This window comes from Pseudomonas sp. W3I7 (assembly GCF_030816095.1).
In the GTDB taxonomy this organism is placed as follows: Bacteria; Pseudomonadota; Gammaproteobacteria; order Pseudomonadales; family Pseudomonadaceae; genus Aquipseudomonas; species Aquipseudomonas salomonii.
This window is the reverse complement of sequence record NZ_JAUSXP010000001.1, coordinates 6,514,306-6,528,194: the sequence shown is the minus strand read 5'-3', so window position 1 is coordinate 6,528,194 and position 13,889 is coordinate 6,514,306. Positions and strand designations below refer to the sequence as shown.

The 13,889-nt window shown below is 49.1% G+C and carries 11 protein-coding genes and 2 pseudogenes; 6 read left to right on the top strand and 7 right to left on the bottom strand.

The features are described 5' to 3' along the window. Positions 1–113 precede the first annotated feature (113 nt). From QF043_RS29800 to QF043_RS29790, 3 genes are read left to right on the top strand one after another with little or no spacing between them, the layout of a single operon-like run. Positions 114–866, top strand: a complete 753-nt coding sequence (locus QF043_RS29800) for a hypothetical protein (protein WP_307421188.1) — start codon at positions 114–116, stop codon at positions 864–866. A gap of 3 nt (positions 867–869) precedes the next feature. After that, positions 870–1,223, top strand: a complete 354-nt coding sequence (locus QF043_RS29795) for a relaxase/mobilization nuclease domain-containing protein (RefSeq protein WP_307421187.1) — start codon at positions 870–872, stop codon at positions 1,221–1,223. After that, positions 1,213–2,394, top strand: coding sequence for a hypothetical protein (locus tag QF043_RS29790; RefSeq protein ID WP_307421186.1), 1,182 nt, complete (start codon positions 1,213–1,215; stop codon positions 2,392–2,394). The genes QF043_RS29795 and QF043_RS29790 overlap by 11 nt, the downstream gene beginning before the upstream one ends. 12 nt (positions 2,395–2,406) lie before the next feature. On the opposite strand, the gene QF043_RS29785 is transcribed toward QF043_RS29790, so the two are convergent. The 3 genes from QF043_RS29785 to QF043_RS29775 all read right to left on the bottom strand — a co-directional run bounded on the left by QF043_RS29785 (position 2,407) and on the right by QF043_RS29775 (position 5,338). Then, positions 2,407–4,131 (bottom strand): replication endonuclease, encoded by a 1,725-nt coding sequence (locus tag QF043_RS29785; protein WP_307421185.1) that lies wholly within the window; start codon positions 4,129–4,131, stop codon positions 2,407–2,409. Positions 4,132–4,424: 293 nt separating this feature from the next. Then, entirely contained in the window at positions 4,425–4,967 is a 543-nt protein-coding gene (locus QF043_RS29780) for a hypothetical protein (RefSeq protein WP_307421184.1), read from the bottom strand. Then, positions 4,964–5,338 (bottom strand): hypothetical protein, encoded by a 375-nt coding sequence (locus tag QF043_RS29775; protein ID WP_307421183.1) that lies wholly within the window; start codon positions 5,336–5,338, stop codon positions 4,964–4,966. Before QF043_RS29775 ends, QF043_RS29780 begins: the two co-directional genes overlap by 4 nt. A 179-nt stretch (positions 5,339–5,517) precedes the next feature. Between QF043_RS29775 and QF043_RS29770 the strand changes: the two genes are divergently transcribed. After that, positions 5,518–5,838, top strand: coding sequence for a helix-turn-helix domain-containing protein (locus tag QF043_RS29770; RefSeq protein ID WP_307421552.1), 321 nt, complete (start codon positions 5,518–5,520; stop codon positions 5,836–5,838). Positions 5,839–5,967: 129 nt separating this feature from the next. On the opposite strand, the gene QF043_RS29765 is transcribed toward QF043_RS29770, so the two are convergent. Continuing rightward, positions 5,968–7,650 (bottom strand): recombinase family protein, encoded by a 1,683-nt coding sequence (locus tag QF043_RS29765; RefSeq protein ID WP_307421182.1) that lies wholly within the window; start codon positions 7,648–7,650, stop codon positions 5,968–5,970. Positions 7,651–7,696: 46 nt separating this feature from the next. Here QF043_RS29765 and QF043_RS29760 point away from each other — a divergent pair. Further along, a pseudogene (locus QF043_RS29760) lies at positions 7,697–9,076 on the top strand (YifB family Mg chelatase-like AAA ATPase); the annotation flags it as partial. Between the two features lie 3 nt (positions 9,077–9,079). Here the strand turns inward: QF043_RS29760 and QF043_RS29755 are convergent. Continuing rightward, a complete protein-coding gene (locus QF043_RS29755) occupies positions 9,080–9,658 on the bottom strand; it encodes a TetR/AcrR family transcriptional regulator (RefSeq protein ID WP_307421181.1) in 579 nt (192 codons plus the stop codon). A 112-nt stretch (positions 9,659–9,770) separates the two neighbouring features. Here QF043_RS29755 and QF043_RS29750 point away from each other — a divergent pair, with 112 nt between their 5' ends. Further along, positions 9,771–10,685 (top strand): ABC transporter six-transmembrane domain-containing protein, encoded by a 915-nt coding sequence (locus QF043_RS29750; RefSeq protein WP_305456597.1) that lies wholly within the window; start codon positions 9,771–9,773, stop codon positions 10,683–10,685. A gap of 3 nt (positions 10,686–10,688) precedes the next feature. Here QF043_RS29750 and QF043_RS29745 read toward each other — a convergent pair whose 3' ends face one another. Both QF043_RS29745 and QF043_RS29740 read right to left on the bottom strand, forming a co-directional pair. Next, positions 10,689–12,665, bottom strand: a complete 1,977-nt coding sequence (locus QF043_RS29745; RefSeq protein WP_307421180.1) for a methyl-accepting chemotaxis protein — start codon at positions 12,663–12,665, stop codon at positions 10,689–10,691. Positions 12,666–12,831: 166 nt separating this feature from the next. Further along, a pseudogene (locus tag QF043_RS29740) lies at positions 12,832–13,753 on the bottom strand (LysR substrate-binding domain-containing protein). Between the last annotated feature and the right edge of the window lie 136 nt (positions 13,754–13,889).

Below are 13,889 nucleotides of genomic sequence, written 5' to 3'. Positions count from 1 at the left end.
CTGTCAGTCATTGGGACAAAGATACTCCCACAAGGGTCGTATCTGAAAGCGATGTAAGATGCCAGCAATTAAAAATATAATGCTATTATATTATCATAACGAAAAAATCGATTATGAAAAAATATAAAGTAGGCACGCGCTTAACTGAAATAAATTCAATGGTTATTGAACAATTAAGAAAAGAATACAACAAGATAGCACCTGGAAAATTCTCGCTTTCTACTGCCTTCAAGCAACACTTCTTAAATGAGCGTAGTTATGTCGTAATTTCAAAAAACACTAATGCGTTGGAATTTAGAAGATACAATCAAATCATTGTTAACCTGCATACAAACCTCAATAGAATTGACACGGCCGACGCTACTGTAACAAAGGTAATCAGCAGCGCTATCAATAAAGTGTTGGAAGTCAGAGTAAATACAAAGCCATTATTGTTCGATACACTCTCAATTCAAACTTCAAGAAATCCAGGTGCCGAAGTCTCAATAAATCAACCACTGTTTTATGATCAGTTTTCAAAGCGCGAGAAGCAATATACGATTAGTTTTTCACAAGAAGAATTCGCACTTTATCAAAAAAAATTACGGGCTCTTGAAGAGCAAGATAAATCCTTTTCCACACAGCTCCATAAATTTCTAAATGACTTTTCTGTTTATCAGGTTATTTTTTCAAATTCTAATATTTCGTTTGCTAACGACGAGGGGCTGACTAAAGTCTGTGATTATATCAATAGATACGTTTTGGAAAATTCAACAAATGAAACGAAGCTGAAAGAGGCAGTTGAGTATTTGATCACGCGAATTGATATAGTTGATAAAAAGCTTATGGCAGGTAGTACGGACCTCATTGAATTGATCTTGGGGTAAATAATGATAATCAAAGAAATACCTCGCGTTAGACCTAATACAAAAAATCTCATTCGTTATATTTTACTAAAAGCCGTTCGTGTTGGTGGAAACATTCCTATAAACATGAAAGACATTAACGAGACAGCAAGTGAGATTCAAAGGGATTTTAACAGCCGGTTAACAACGCGACAGAAAAGCAATGAAATCCACTATGTTGTATCGTTTGAAGAAAAACATGAAGATATATCTGATGATGAATTATTGCTGATCGGCAATGAATTAGTGACGATGCATTTTTGTGATAACCGAAACTTTTTGATCGCTGTTCACCGGGATACCAAAAACCCCTCATTTACATCTAGTCATGGAAAATAGAGATTTTGACAAAAATCCTTTTTTCAAAAAGGATAATTACCGAGCTTTGGAAGCCCTTGCTCAAAATCTCGAAAAAAAATATAAGCTAAAAAATCAACAAATTTCATATAGTAGGAATGATACTAATTTTACGAGATTGAATTACAAAGCAAAGCAACATGAAAGCTATACAGGACAAACAAGTGATCTAAGAAGATACACAAAGGAGCTCAAGGAAATACTATGTGATGTCGATAAGCCTCTGGCGCTATTTGAGATGATGATCTCGCACGGTTTTACGATTCGAACAAACAAGAGCAAAACTGATCCGAAGAAGCTAACCGGGTATTACATCACCAAGAGTTCTATTTCGATCAAGCCTAGCTCAATCGGTTTTCAAATCAGTAAACTTGCTGAGAAATTCAATGTCGATGAGGACGGCATTGCACAGTTAATTCTTCGCTGTGAGTCCTTACAGCAAATAGAAGAAACTGGTGAAATCTCCGCAGTCCCAGAGCTTGATACCAAGCCCAAAATTAACCGTCGCGAAAGTCTTTACATAAAATTTCAAACGTTAGACGGTATTAACTACACAAGCAAAGATGAAAAATACAACTCTCGATTTTCAGTAAAGGATAATATCGTTTCTTTTATAAACCCAACTGAGCTAAGCATAAAAGCTGGTATTCAAGCCCTTCTTATAAACGGGAATAAAGGCCCGTTCTTCGCTGATGGTAATGAAGTCTTTAAAAGAAAAACTTGGCTAGTCTGCGCATTAATGGGTCAGGAAGTAATAAATTATCAACCTAATAAAGCTGACTTATGTTCTTTATACGAGCGAATCCAGTCAAACCAAAAAAAATATCCCAGCGCTAATATAAAACTTATTGACAGGCATTTCTGCGCGCTAAAAAAAGAAAGTTTAGAAGTCGATAATTTGCTTAACTCTGGGGTTTCATTGTCCGATTTATTCCCAGCTCATTCTGCATCTGAAATAGATGTACCAGAAGATGGTGAGTTTCTTGCAACGGGAGAACCTGAAAAACCAGATGAAGCTAAAATGAGAAAGGCTGATGCAACTCACAGGAAATCGAAGGCAAAAAAGTTATTCGACGATCAAGAAACGGATGAAAAACTGTTGAAGCTAATGAGTGAACAGAAAAATTCTTTATTGGTTCGTTTCAATCTTTAAAGCCAAGTCAAACTAATAGCCAGAACCGCTGGTTTTTAGTCGGCAATTGAATTTCGTCTGCAGACAATCATCTGTGCCCTTAACGCGATAGCCCCATTTAACTTTTTTTATATATTCAAATCCGCTGGGCGTTTCCGCATCAAATTCTAAAATGATAGATTTCACAAAGTTATCTGCGTACTCGCAGAACTCCCAGAATTTATTTTCTTTTCTTAACTCTGCTAATCTAAAAAAAACCCTGTTGCTAAAATTTGATTTTAATTCATTCGGTTCTTTACCAAAATACCTGTCAAAAGTCCGCCACAGCATCGTTTTCGTTTTTCCAAAAAAACCGTACATGCGATACCCCCATAGTCTTGCAACGGCTTTGTTTTTCATTGAATCATCAGACTTATCGCGCAAGCTTTTAATAACGTATTTCGTAATGTAACTTGCTGGGCTCGCAGCTCGTTTACCGCTTTTTTTAGCCTCTTCTTTTGAAATACGCACGATCCTCACGGCGCTAGGGCTGTGAGAGAAGTGCTTGTTTATCAGGTCAATCAACTCATCGATTTGAGATGGATTAACGAAAAACATCGAGTGCATATGAACGCATTGGTCTTTGTGAGCCTCTTTACACCACATGCCAAGCGTCTCAATTGAGTGTCGCTCTCTGTCTTTATTCAGGGCTACCAGCCTTTCCGAAAGCCAGTTAGAAGCTTGCCTAGGTGTTGATCCATCCCAACAATTGCGGCCCGTTGACGGATTCGAATGAAACTCTGCAGGGCAAGTAAATGTGGTGAATAAAGCGACGTAACCTTTTTTCTCTGCCTCTTTTTCCAAGTCTTTAACTTTCATGTAGATTTCAGATGCTTTACGTTCGTCAGTCAACGCGAACTGTGCAAGAGGTATTGACTCTTCTTTTCCAGTTAGTTCGTTTGTATAGATTACGTCTGTATTAGTAACAAAATCTTGTTGCTCAATGTCTTTTTCGTGCTGATATTTTAGTAATTCTTCACTACAATATGTTTCACCATTTTTTCCTATCTTGCGATTTTTCATTAAGTGAATTTCTCTTTGTTTACGCGCAATTTTTCTTATGACATTTCGTAAACGACGAAATGTTCTTTTGTCTTTTTTGTCAAATTCTTTATTCATGAATGTCATATCACTAGCAAAACTTAAAGCTTCATCGGTGATAAAATATTCATCGAGCTTGTCATATATCGTCCCCGCGCACCTCAAGTCTGAAAATTTTATGTTTTTGTATAGTGTTATATCTTCGAGTTCCTTCTTATATAGCTCGACTGAACTCGCTTGCAGTATTAGGTCTTTCAGGTTCTCGTTGACAGAAAGATAGCAGAACAACTTATTGATTACATTTGCAAAGGCGATTGTCTCTTTGTCGTAGTCATCTATTTTTTCTTGGAATGAGAAGTCTACTTTCTTTTTTCCTTGTAAGACTCGTAGAGACTTTTCTTGCGACTGGATAATTTTATATAGCCCGTTATCTTCTGCCTCTTCACTGTTTAGAAAAGGTACGTCAATAACTACTTTGTATGAGTGTGAGAATTCAAATGTTTTCGTAGAGATACTTAATTGGGCTATAACGACTTTGAGTTTTTGAGAAAGCTCTAATACTGATATGTCTTTTTTCTGATACATGGCAGCATCAGCATAGATCTTTTCAAAGTTTTCCTTGCTTATTGTTTGTTTTTTATTTAAAAAAGGTATAATTGAGTTATGGATAGTTTTCATTTGTTTAATTTTGCGTGGTAACTTAATTATAACAAATAAAAAAATAATGCAAGAGCCGAAAGGCTCTTTTTTATTGTCTATATTTTAGTGCTGTCGCTTTAATGCAATAATGTCGCATTTACATAAAATCGTGAATGAAGCTTTTAAAGTACTAACTAGCTGATGACCGCGTATTTAAAGGTTGCGACAGTTATTTTAGAATTATCCAAGAAGATCTAAATCAAAAGCGTGGCTGCGTGATCAGTAAAAAGCTGGAGCAGCAGTAGATTTGCTCTACTGCCTTTTTAATACGGTCACCAAATAAATTTCTTTTGGCGTTCAGTTAGTGGCACATCTTTCTTAATTTCATCAACCTGCTGGAGTTGACCAACACTAGTTGGGCTATTGATTATATAAAGTTTTTTGTCAGCGTCCATGCCCAAATCAAACTCGTAAGGTCGTTCATCATTCCGATCCATCTTCACTATTTTGATAGCGTTATTGTAATTGCTTGGAGTAAAAGTGCTTACTTGGCTAGGGAGCTCGAAACCATCTTTATACGCTCTCACTAGCAAGAAAACTATACCTTTGATGTCATTAGGATTGCCCGTATATTTCACATCATTAGAACCCATTCGTACAATTGAAAACGCATACTCGGTACCTTGCTGATCAAATTTTATGTATTTCGATTTTCCTACTTGGTCTATAACCTCGTTTCCAAAACCTTGGATGTCTGCGCTGACCTGACTTTGACTGTAGCTTTCATTTTTTGAAAAGTTTACGGCAGCCTGTACGAAAGTAGCTGTTGAAAAGAGCAACGCCGTAAAGACAAGTCTGCTTACGTTATTCATCATTTTCCCATTCCTTTGATCATCATTGTAATTGATACAGCTATAACAATAAGAAGTGTCCACATAAACACCCGATCACGCTGTTCCTGGGTGAACTTGTTGACGAATTTGGTTAGCGCGTAAAGTCCCCAAACCATGGGCAAAAGGAGGATGTATCCCAAACCACTTTGGGCACCTTGGGCTGCGGCGAAGACAAGAACGCAGATAAACAGGTAAATAATTTGAACAAGGTTTCCCTTGAGGCTCACTTCCTTTTGGTACGTCTCACGCATTTCCCGACCATAGGCTTTGTCTTTCTCATTTGCCTGATGGTGAGTCTCATACCTCTGCCCATCATGCGACCTATAGAAGCCGTCATCGTCCCGATCCGCCATTCCCTTTACCCTCGACCTGATTGCCCGACTGGGCCTCTGACAAACGGCATGGTGACCGTCTGATGCCTAATGCAAATTCTACGCAGGCCATCGTATTTTTGGCAAGAAATTCGATGGCACAGAGCGTTGGTAGAGATGGATTTTTACAGTTAAGTGCTTGCTTGAAATGTGTGAACAGGCTGAATACTGTGGTTCTTGCAAAGGCGATAAAGAAATTCAGGGTCGCGAAAGGAATCACCCAAGCTGAGCTGGGCAATATGTCGGGATTCGACCCTAAGACGATCAGCCGATATGAAACTGGTGAGTACGTGCCCACCATCGAAGCTGTGTACAAGTTTTCTGAAATTCTAGGTGTGCCAGTCAAAGAATTTTTCGCGGATTTTGAAGGCGAGATCGAGCAAAGGGCATTCCTCTTCGAGGTTATCCACAATGCTGATGCTGATGAGCTTAAAAGGCTTGTTGAGCTTGTTGGAAAGGCTCGCAAGGCACCTAAACCGTAGCAAACACTGCTCGCACAGCCCGTGGGTAGGCTCCGCCAACGCGCCCGGGTACCTGCATCCTATTGACGCTCCGTGAGTAGACCGAGACCAAGTCAAAGGAAAAAACATGTTTACCTACTGCTTGCTATGTCAGTCAAAGTCCGCCCTTGAGTTTTGAGTAATAATAAAGTCCCCTCTAAATTTAGATATAAACTTTTTTGTATAATAGTGATATTCACCATCAGGCAAAATCGCTTTCTTCCGGTCAAAATAAAATGACATGCCAAACTTTAATGCCTTATTGTTTATTACAACGTCGCTCATTTTGTGTTCGTCTTTGAAGTCCTGCCCTTCGAATGGCTTACTGTCTTCAAAGCGTTTTAGTACTCTTATTTTGACCTCGCTCTCTTTCAGGAACATGTTGAACCTTATCCGTCCTTCCTCGCTTTCCAGCAGTTGATCAATATCGGATTTATTAATGGCTGTTTCAGTTTGAACAAAGGAATTTATTTTAGAGATTTCAATATCTGCTACATCGCGTTTTCGCTTCAGTTCCTCAATTTCGCTTTCAATTTTTCTGATCATATTTAACAGCGTGGGTGATATATTCCCGCCGTTTGATGCAATGCTCTCAACCATCCTATCGACGGTGCTCTGTTTGTCATCCATCTCAGCATTTTGTGCGTTTCGAATTTCAAGTAGACTCTGAACATCACCAGACTTTCTAATTATCTTTTCAAGGCCATAATTCTTGTAATACATCATGAATGGTTCGGCAATGTAATTGTAAGGAATAAAAATTTTTCGACCTGCTGGGCAAGCACCAACTAAACTTTTGGCACAGAGGAGGTACATATACTCCTTACCTTTCCGTTTAGTGAAATTTTGATGAAGAGCCGTATTGCAATGCGCACAAAAAATTACGCCTTTGAAAATATTCCTAAAACCCTTACTTTCCCGTCCTGCTTTTTCATGCGTCTCTGCTCTGGCATTCAATTTAGTCTGAATATTAAAAAAATACTCTTTTGAAATCACGGCCGGAAAGTAGTTTTCAAGCTCTTCATATTCTGCTCCTTCACCAGATGCGGATTTGGTTTTATAGATCTCGAGACATCCATATACTGACTTTGATCGGGATAAATGTCTAATCGCTATTAAAGTCCATTTCTTATCGCTTTGAGTACTATTAATTTCATTAGCCGTTCTTGAACAACCGTAAATTTCTAAAAGATCAAAAATCCTTCTTACTTCATTAGCTCTACTCTCTATAAGAGTAAGTTTTTGCGTTTGCTCATCATATCTAATCCAGTAAGGTAGTTTTCTTGTCATTACTTTATTTAATGACTTGGCTTCGCTGTGCTTCTTTTTCCATGCGCCAAGCGAGCGATTTCGTTTGATTCTGCTTTCCTCATTAGCTCGGCTTAAGACGAAATTGATTTTAAATAAGATGTTTGAATGGTCCTCTTGGCGATAATCGTAAATTTGATTGTCGGCAAGTGTGACTATGATGATTTTTGCTGAGAGAATATCCACAACAAGCTTAGTTGCATCAATCCCATTCATTCTAGTCAGGCGGTCGAAGTTCTCTACCAGTAAAATATCATTTGCCCGAATAGCCCCAGATGAAATGAGGTTTAGAAATTGTTTCAACGCCCCCGTGCGTGCATTTTTACCCCGAAACCCAGAGATGCCAATATCAACAAACTCTTCGGTCATTTCGAGGTTGTGCCGAGACAGGTATTCTTCAATAAGTGCCTCCTGTCTATCTATTCCTGTTCCTTCCCTTTGATTGCGGCTTGAAATGCGTTTATAGCTATACACGCGCGCGGTCATCTCACCTATCTCCAAAAAAATTCATTGTCCATTATACCGCTCATAAAGCGCCGTCAGAGAAAGCAAGGACCGCGTGCGCAGCGCCATCCTCAACTCCGCCCTGCAATACCCGGCCCGTCGTATCACCCTCAATCTCGCGCCCGCCGACCTGCCCAAGGATGGCGGGCGTTTTGATTTGGCGATTGCCTTGGGCATCCTGGCCGCCAGCGTGCAAGTGCCGGCATTGATGCTCGATGACGTGGAATGCCTGGGGGAATTGGCACTGTCGGGCGAGGTGCGGGCGGTCAAAGGTGTGCTGCCGGCCGCACTGGCCGCACGCAAGGCCGGGCGCACCGTGATAGTGCCGCGGGCGAATGCCGAGGAGGCGTGCCTGGCGTCGGGGTTGAAGGTGATTGCAGTGGACCACTTGCTGCAAGTGGTGGCGCACCTGAATGGGGTTGTGCCGATTGAGCCGTATAAATCCGACGGTTTGCTGTACTTGAACAAGCCCTACCCGGACTTGAGTGAGGTGCAAGGCCAGCTGGCCGCCAAGCGTGCACTGCTGATCGCGGCGGCGGGCGCGCACAACCTGCTGCTCAGTGGGCCACCCGGCACCGGCAAGACCTTGCTCGCCAGCCGCCTGCCTGGCTTGCTGCCGCCCTTGAGTGAGCAGGAAGCCCTGGAAGTGGCGGCCATCCAGTCAGTGGTCAGCCTGGCGCCATTGAGCCATTGGCCGCACCGCCCGTTCCGTCAGCCGCACCATTCGGCGTCGGGGCCGGCGCTGGTAGGCGGCGGGTCAAAACCGCAGCCGGGGGAAATCACCCTGGCCCATCATGGCGTGCTGTTTCTGGATGAGCTGCCGGAGTTTGATCGCAAGGTATTGGAAGTGTTGCGCGAGCCGCTCGAATCCGGGCATATCGTGATCTCCCGCGCTCGTGACCGGGTGAGTTTTCCGGCACGGTTTCAATTGGTGGCCGCCATGAACCCCTGCCCTTGCGGCTATTTGGGCGAACCCAGCGGGCGCTGTCGGTGTACGCCGGAGCAAATCCAGCGCTACCGCAACAAGCTGTCGGGGCCATTGCTGGATCGGATCGACTTGCACCTCACTGTTGCCCGGGAAGCCACCGCGCTGAACCCGCTCCAACAGGATGGCGACAATACCGCAACAGCCTCGACGCAAGTCGCCGAGGCCCGTGAGCGCCAGCAAAAACGCCAAGGCTGCGCCAATGCCTTTCTGGACCTGCCAGGCCTGCGCAAGCACTGCCAACTGGCAAAGGCCGATGAAAGCTGGCTGGAAAGCGCCTGCGAACGACTGACCTTGTCCCTGCGCGCAGCCCATCGTTTACTCAAGGTGGCGCGCACCCTGGCCGACCTTGAACAGGCTGAAAACATTGCCCGGCATCATTTGCAGGAGGCCTTGCAGTACCGGCCTGCCGCAATGGGCTAAGCCTTATGCGGAAAAACCCAGCAGCAGCTGCGCCACTTCCATGACCTCATCGAGCACCGCTTCGGCCGACTCCACAGACGGCTTGAGCATCAGGTCGTCGGCATACCCCATCGCCAATGCGAAAATTTGCCGGGCCGCGCGTTGCGGCGATTCGCAGCGGAATACACCCTCAGCCACGCCTCGCTCAATCACCTCGGCGAGCATGCCTTGCCACTGCGCATTGATCACCAGATACGCCTGGGCCATTTGCGGGTCGTGCATGGCTTCATCCCAGGCATCCAGCCACAACGCCCAGCCGGCATCAGCGGTGCTCGGCAGGCAATCACGCAAAAAACCCACCAGCGCCTCAAGCGGCGGCGCATCCACCAACGGCTCGCGCACTTCATCCAATTGCTCGTTGGCAAAGCGCACAAAGGCTTCGCGACGCAGTTCGTTCCAGTCGCTGAAGTAGTGATAGACGTGGCTGCGCGACAGGCCGGCATGCTCGGCCAGGTCACGGGTGGACACATCGGCAAAACCCTTGCTGCGAAACAGCTCCAGGGCGGCGGCGATGATCTGGTCTTTACGGTCGATACGCGACATGGGCAATTCCTTCAGGCACCGGTAGATAAGCGGCGCTTGCTTTTTGAGCGATCGCTCAAGGATACTTGAGCAGTCGCTCAATAATAGCGTCTATCACCCCTTTGGTGCACTCATGTCATCCGTGACCCCGCAAATCCTGATTGAAGAAAGCAAGAAAATCGGCCAGCAATCCGCCGGCCAAACGCTCAAGGCGATTGCCAAGGCTTACCCCGGCAAGCTGTTCTGCACACTGTCACTGGTGGCGTTGGAGAATGCGCTGCTGCTGGCCTACCCGCTGTTTGCCGGGTTTGCGGTGGACTCGATTATCCGTGGCGATGCCACCAGCGCGTTGTTCTATGCGTTGGTGGTGATGGCGTTCTGGGTGGTCGGCGCGGCGCGGCGGGCGCTGGATACGCGCACCTTTACGCGGATCTACGCCGACCTTGCGGTGCCGGTGATTCTCAACCAGCGCCAGCAGAATCACAGCACCTCAAAATCCGCCGCGCGGGTGGTGCTTGCGCGTGAATTCGTCGACTTCTTTGAAAAGCACGTGCCGATTATCGCCACGGCGCTGGTCTCGATTATTGGCGCGGCGGTGATGCTGATCGTGATTGAGCCGTGGGTCGGCCTGGCATGCCTGGCCGCCCTGCTGCTGTGCGTGACGCTGCTGCCACGCTTTGCCCAGCGCAACCAGGAGCTGCATGAGCGCCTGAATGATCGCCTGGAGAAGGAAATCGGCCTGGTAGAAAAAGTCGGCGCACCCACCTTGCGTCGCCACTACCAGGTGCTGTCACGCCTGCGCATCTGGCTGTCCGACCGCGAGGCCGCCGCGTACCTGTTTCTCGGCACGCTGGCAGCCCTGCTGTTTGTGGTCGCGATCAGCCAGCTGGCTTTGTCGCCGGCGGTCAAGGCCGGCCACATCTACGCGGTCATGACCTACCTGTGGACCTTCGTCACCAGCATGGACGAGGCACCGGGGATGGTCGACCAACTGGCGCGCCTCAAGGACATCGGCAAGCGCGTGGACCCAGGCCTGGGCGAGCATTAAGCCTTAACGAAAACGGTCGACCTCATGCCGCAAACCGGCCGCCAGGGTTTCCAGTTCCTTGGCGGTAATGGCCAGGTTCGACACCACTTCGCGCTGTTCGCTGTTGGCCAGGGCAATGCTCTGCAGGTTGCTGCTCAGCACGTTGGCGGTGCTGCTCTGCTCCTGGGTCGCGGTGGTGATGGCAGCAAATTGCTGGCCTGCCGAACGGCTTTGCTCGTCGATGCGCGCCAGGGCCGAGGCCACGTCGGCGTTGCGCGACAGGCCTTCCTGCATCAACACGTTGCCGTGTTCCATGGTGCTGATGGCGTTGCCGGTTTCCTGCTGGATGCTTTGGATCATCACCGAGATTTCGTCGGTGGCCTGGCGCGTGCGAGAGGCCAGGTTGCGCACTTCGTCGGCAACCACCGCAAAGCCCCGACCTTGTTCACCGGCCCGCGCCGCCTCGATGGCGGCGTTGAGCGCCAGCAGGTTGGTTTGCTCGGCAATCGAGGTGATCACGCCGACGATCCCGCCAATTTCCTGGGAGCGCTGGCCCAAGGTGTTGATCACCGTGGCCGTGCTGTTCAGGGCGGTGGCGATATGCTCCAGCGACGACGACGCCTCTTGCATCGAGGTGCGGCCAATACGCGTCTGCTGGGCGTTTTCCTGGGCCAGTCGCTCGGTATTGCCCATGTTGTCGGCGATGTTCAGCGAGGTGGCGCTGAACTCTTCCACTGCGCCAGCCATGCTGGTGATTTCGCCGGACTGTTGCTCCATGCCCTCATAGGCCCCACCCGACAGGCCGGACAACGCCTGGGCTCGGCTGTTGACCTCTTCGGCCGCTTTACGGATGTGCGAGACCATGGTCGACAGCGCCTCACCCATCTGGTTGAAGCTGCTCGCCAACTGGCCGATTTCGTCATGGCTGGACACATTCAAGCGAGCGCTCAAATCGCCGGCACCCAAGGCTTCGGCCTGGCGTACCAAGTCGCTCAAAGGCTGCAATTTGCTGCGCAGCAACCACACCGCCGCGCCTACTGCCAGCAACATCGCCAGCACGCTACCGATCACCAGGCGAATACCGACCGCCCAAGTGACTGCACGTATTTCGGACTTCGGCATACTCGCCACCACCGACCACGGCCCGCCGTCGAACGGCACCGCAACGCTGTAGAAGTCTTCGTCCTTGTCGCTCCAGAAGCGACCTTTGCCTGGGTTCCTGGCCAGATCAAGCATCACCGGGACTGCCTGGTCTAACGCCTGCACACCGGCCGGTGGCACCAGCCAGTGCTTCTGTTCGTCCAACAAGGCGAGCGAGCCGGTGTGGCCGATACGGAAGCGTTTGAGATTGTCGAACTGGGCCTTTTGCTCATCGGTGTAATCAAAGCCGATAAACAACACGGCGATCACCTTGCCGGCGGCATCGCGCACGGGGCTGTACTGGGTCATGTAGGCACGATCAAACAACACCGCCCGCCCAATGTAATTCTGCCCGGCCAAAAGGCGCTGGTAAGCCGGATGCTGGTGATCCAGCACAGTCCCGATGGCGCGATTGCCGTCTTGTTTGGTCAGGGAGGTGCTGATGCGGATGAAGTCTTCGCCACTGCGCACAAACACCGTGGCCACGCCGCCGGACATCTGCTTGAACTCGTCCACCTCTGCGAAGTTGTTGTTCAACACCTCATCGCCCAGGAGCAGGCTTGGGGTCTGCACACCGGCCACCGCAACCTGTTGGTCCGGGCGCACGCTCAAGCCGGCGCCAAAGCGCTTTTCAAACAGCCCGCTCAATCGCTGAGTGCTCTCGCGCAAGGTGCTGTGGAAGGTGTTGAGTTGGTCGGCCAGCAAGCGGGCCTCGCTGGCCAGGTGTTCCTCGCGGGTGTCGAGGTTGGCCGAGTCGAGGGAACGCAGGGCAAACACCGTACTGCCGCTGATGACGACCGCTAAAATAACGGCCAAGGCAAGGCCTAACTGAGAGGCGATCCGAGCGCGAGGTTGAGACATGACAGCTCCTGGCCGGGGCCAGGATCATCCTGATCTCTTAGCGCAGCTCGGCAAATTATCGGGTGGGAAACGCTGGATAATGGGGGTTCCAGCACACCTTATTCGGCAAGCGCGGGCAATACTTGAGCGATTCACAGGGGTATCGCGCAAACGATTGCACATTAGGCTAGGCAAGGCGTTCGACCTGGGGCAATTCCATGGCGTTGACTTCGCTTTGAAGAAACTCCGCCAATCGCCGCAAGCGCTCACCACCGGGGCGCGTTTTCGGCCACACCAGGTAGTAATTTTCCCCACTGGCCACCGCCGTCGGCCACGGCAGGCTCAAGCGGCCCTGGGCCACCTCTTCGGCCACCATCAGCAAATCGCCCATGGACACGCCGTAACCCCGCGCGGCGGCGATCATGCCTAACTCCAAGGTATCGAAGACCTGCCCGCCCTTGAGCGACACCTGGGACGACAACCCCATGCGCTCCAGCCAATTGCGCCAGTCACGGCGGTCGGGCGTGGGGTGCAGCAGCTCGGCGCTTGCCAGGCGCGGGACATCCCAGGGGCCGTCATTGAGCAGGTTGGGCGCGCCCACCGGGATCAGTAATTCGGGGAACAGGTAACAGGCCTCCCAATCTGCCGGGAAGTGCCCGTAGCTCAGCAATACAGCGCAGTCGAAAGGTTCCTGGTTGAAGTCCACTTCATCCACGCTCATCCATGCGCTGGTCAGTTGCACCTCATTGCCCGGCTGCAAGGCGCGGAAACGGCTGAGCCGCGCCAGCAACCAGCGCATGGTCAAGGTCGGCGGTGCCTTCATGCGCAGGATGTCGTCTTCAGCGTTCAGGGTGTGGCAGGCGCGCTCCAGCGCCGCGAAGCCTTCGCGCACGCCGGGCAACAGCAGACGCGCCGCTTCGGTGAGCTGCAGGTTGCGGCCACTGCGCTGAAACAGGCGGCAGGCGAAGTGCTCTTCGAGCGTGCGGATATGCCGGCTGACCGCACTTTGCGTAATGGAAAGCTCATCCGCCGCACGGGTGAATGAGTTGTAGCCGGGAGGCGGCTTCAAAGGCGCGCAAGGCATACAGCGGAGGCAGACGACGTGACATGGAAGAACCTCCTCAGAGCAATACCCAACCCTAGCATGAGTTTTAATCATGCAAGTGATCGCTTTTATCCTTTTGTGTAATGCCTCAGGAGCGCCGAGAATCAACCCTTTCCCCAACCTCTGACTTTTTGAGCGTG

Coding starts and splice junctions, on each gene's coding strand:
- QF043_RS29800 (WP_307421188.1), top strand. CDS start 114: ATGAAAAAATATAAAGTAGGCACGCGCTTAACTGAAATAAATTCAATG.
- QF043_RS29795 (WP_307421187.1), top strand. CDS start 870: ATGATAATCAAAGAAATACCTCGCGTTAGACCTAATACAAAAAATCTC.
- QF043_RS29790 (WP_307421186.1), top strand. CDS start 1,213: ATGGAAAATAGAGATTTTGACAAAAATCCTTTTTTCAAAAAGGATAAT.
- QF043_RS29785 (WP_307421185.1), bottom strand. CDS start 4,131: ATGAAAACTATCCATAACTCAATTATACCTTTTTTAAATAAAAAACAA.
- QF043_RS29780 (WP_307421184.1), bottom strand. CDS start 4,967: ATGATGAATAACGTAAGCAGACTTGTCTTTACGGCGTTGCTCTTTTCA.
- QF043_RS29775 (WP_307421183.1), bottom strand. CDS start 5,338: ATGGCGGATCGGGACGATGACGGCTTCTATAGGTCGCATGATGGGCAG.
- QF043_RS29765 (WP_307421182.1), bottom strand. CDS start 7,650: ATGACCGCGCGCGTGTATAGCTATAAACGCATTTCAAGCCGCAATCAA.
- QF043_RS29755 (WP_307421181.1), bottom strand. CDS start 9,658: ATGTCGCGTATCGACCGTAAAGACCAGATCATCGCCGCCGCCCTGGAG.
- QF043_RS29750 (WP_305456597.1), top strand. CDS start 9,771: ATGTCATCCGTGACCCCGCAAATCCTGATTGAAGAAAGCAAGAAAATC.
- QF043_RS29745 (WP_307421180.1), bottom strand. CDS start 12,665: ATGTCTCAACCTCGCGCTCGGATCGCCTCTCAGTTAGGCCTTGCCTTG.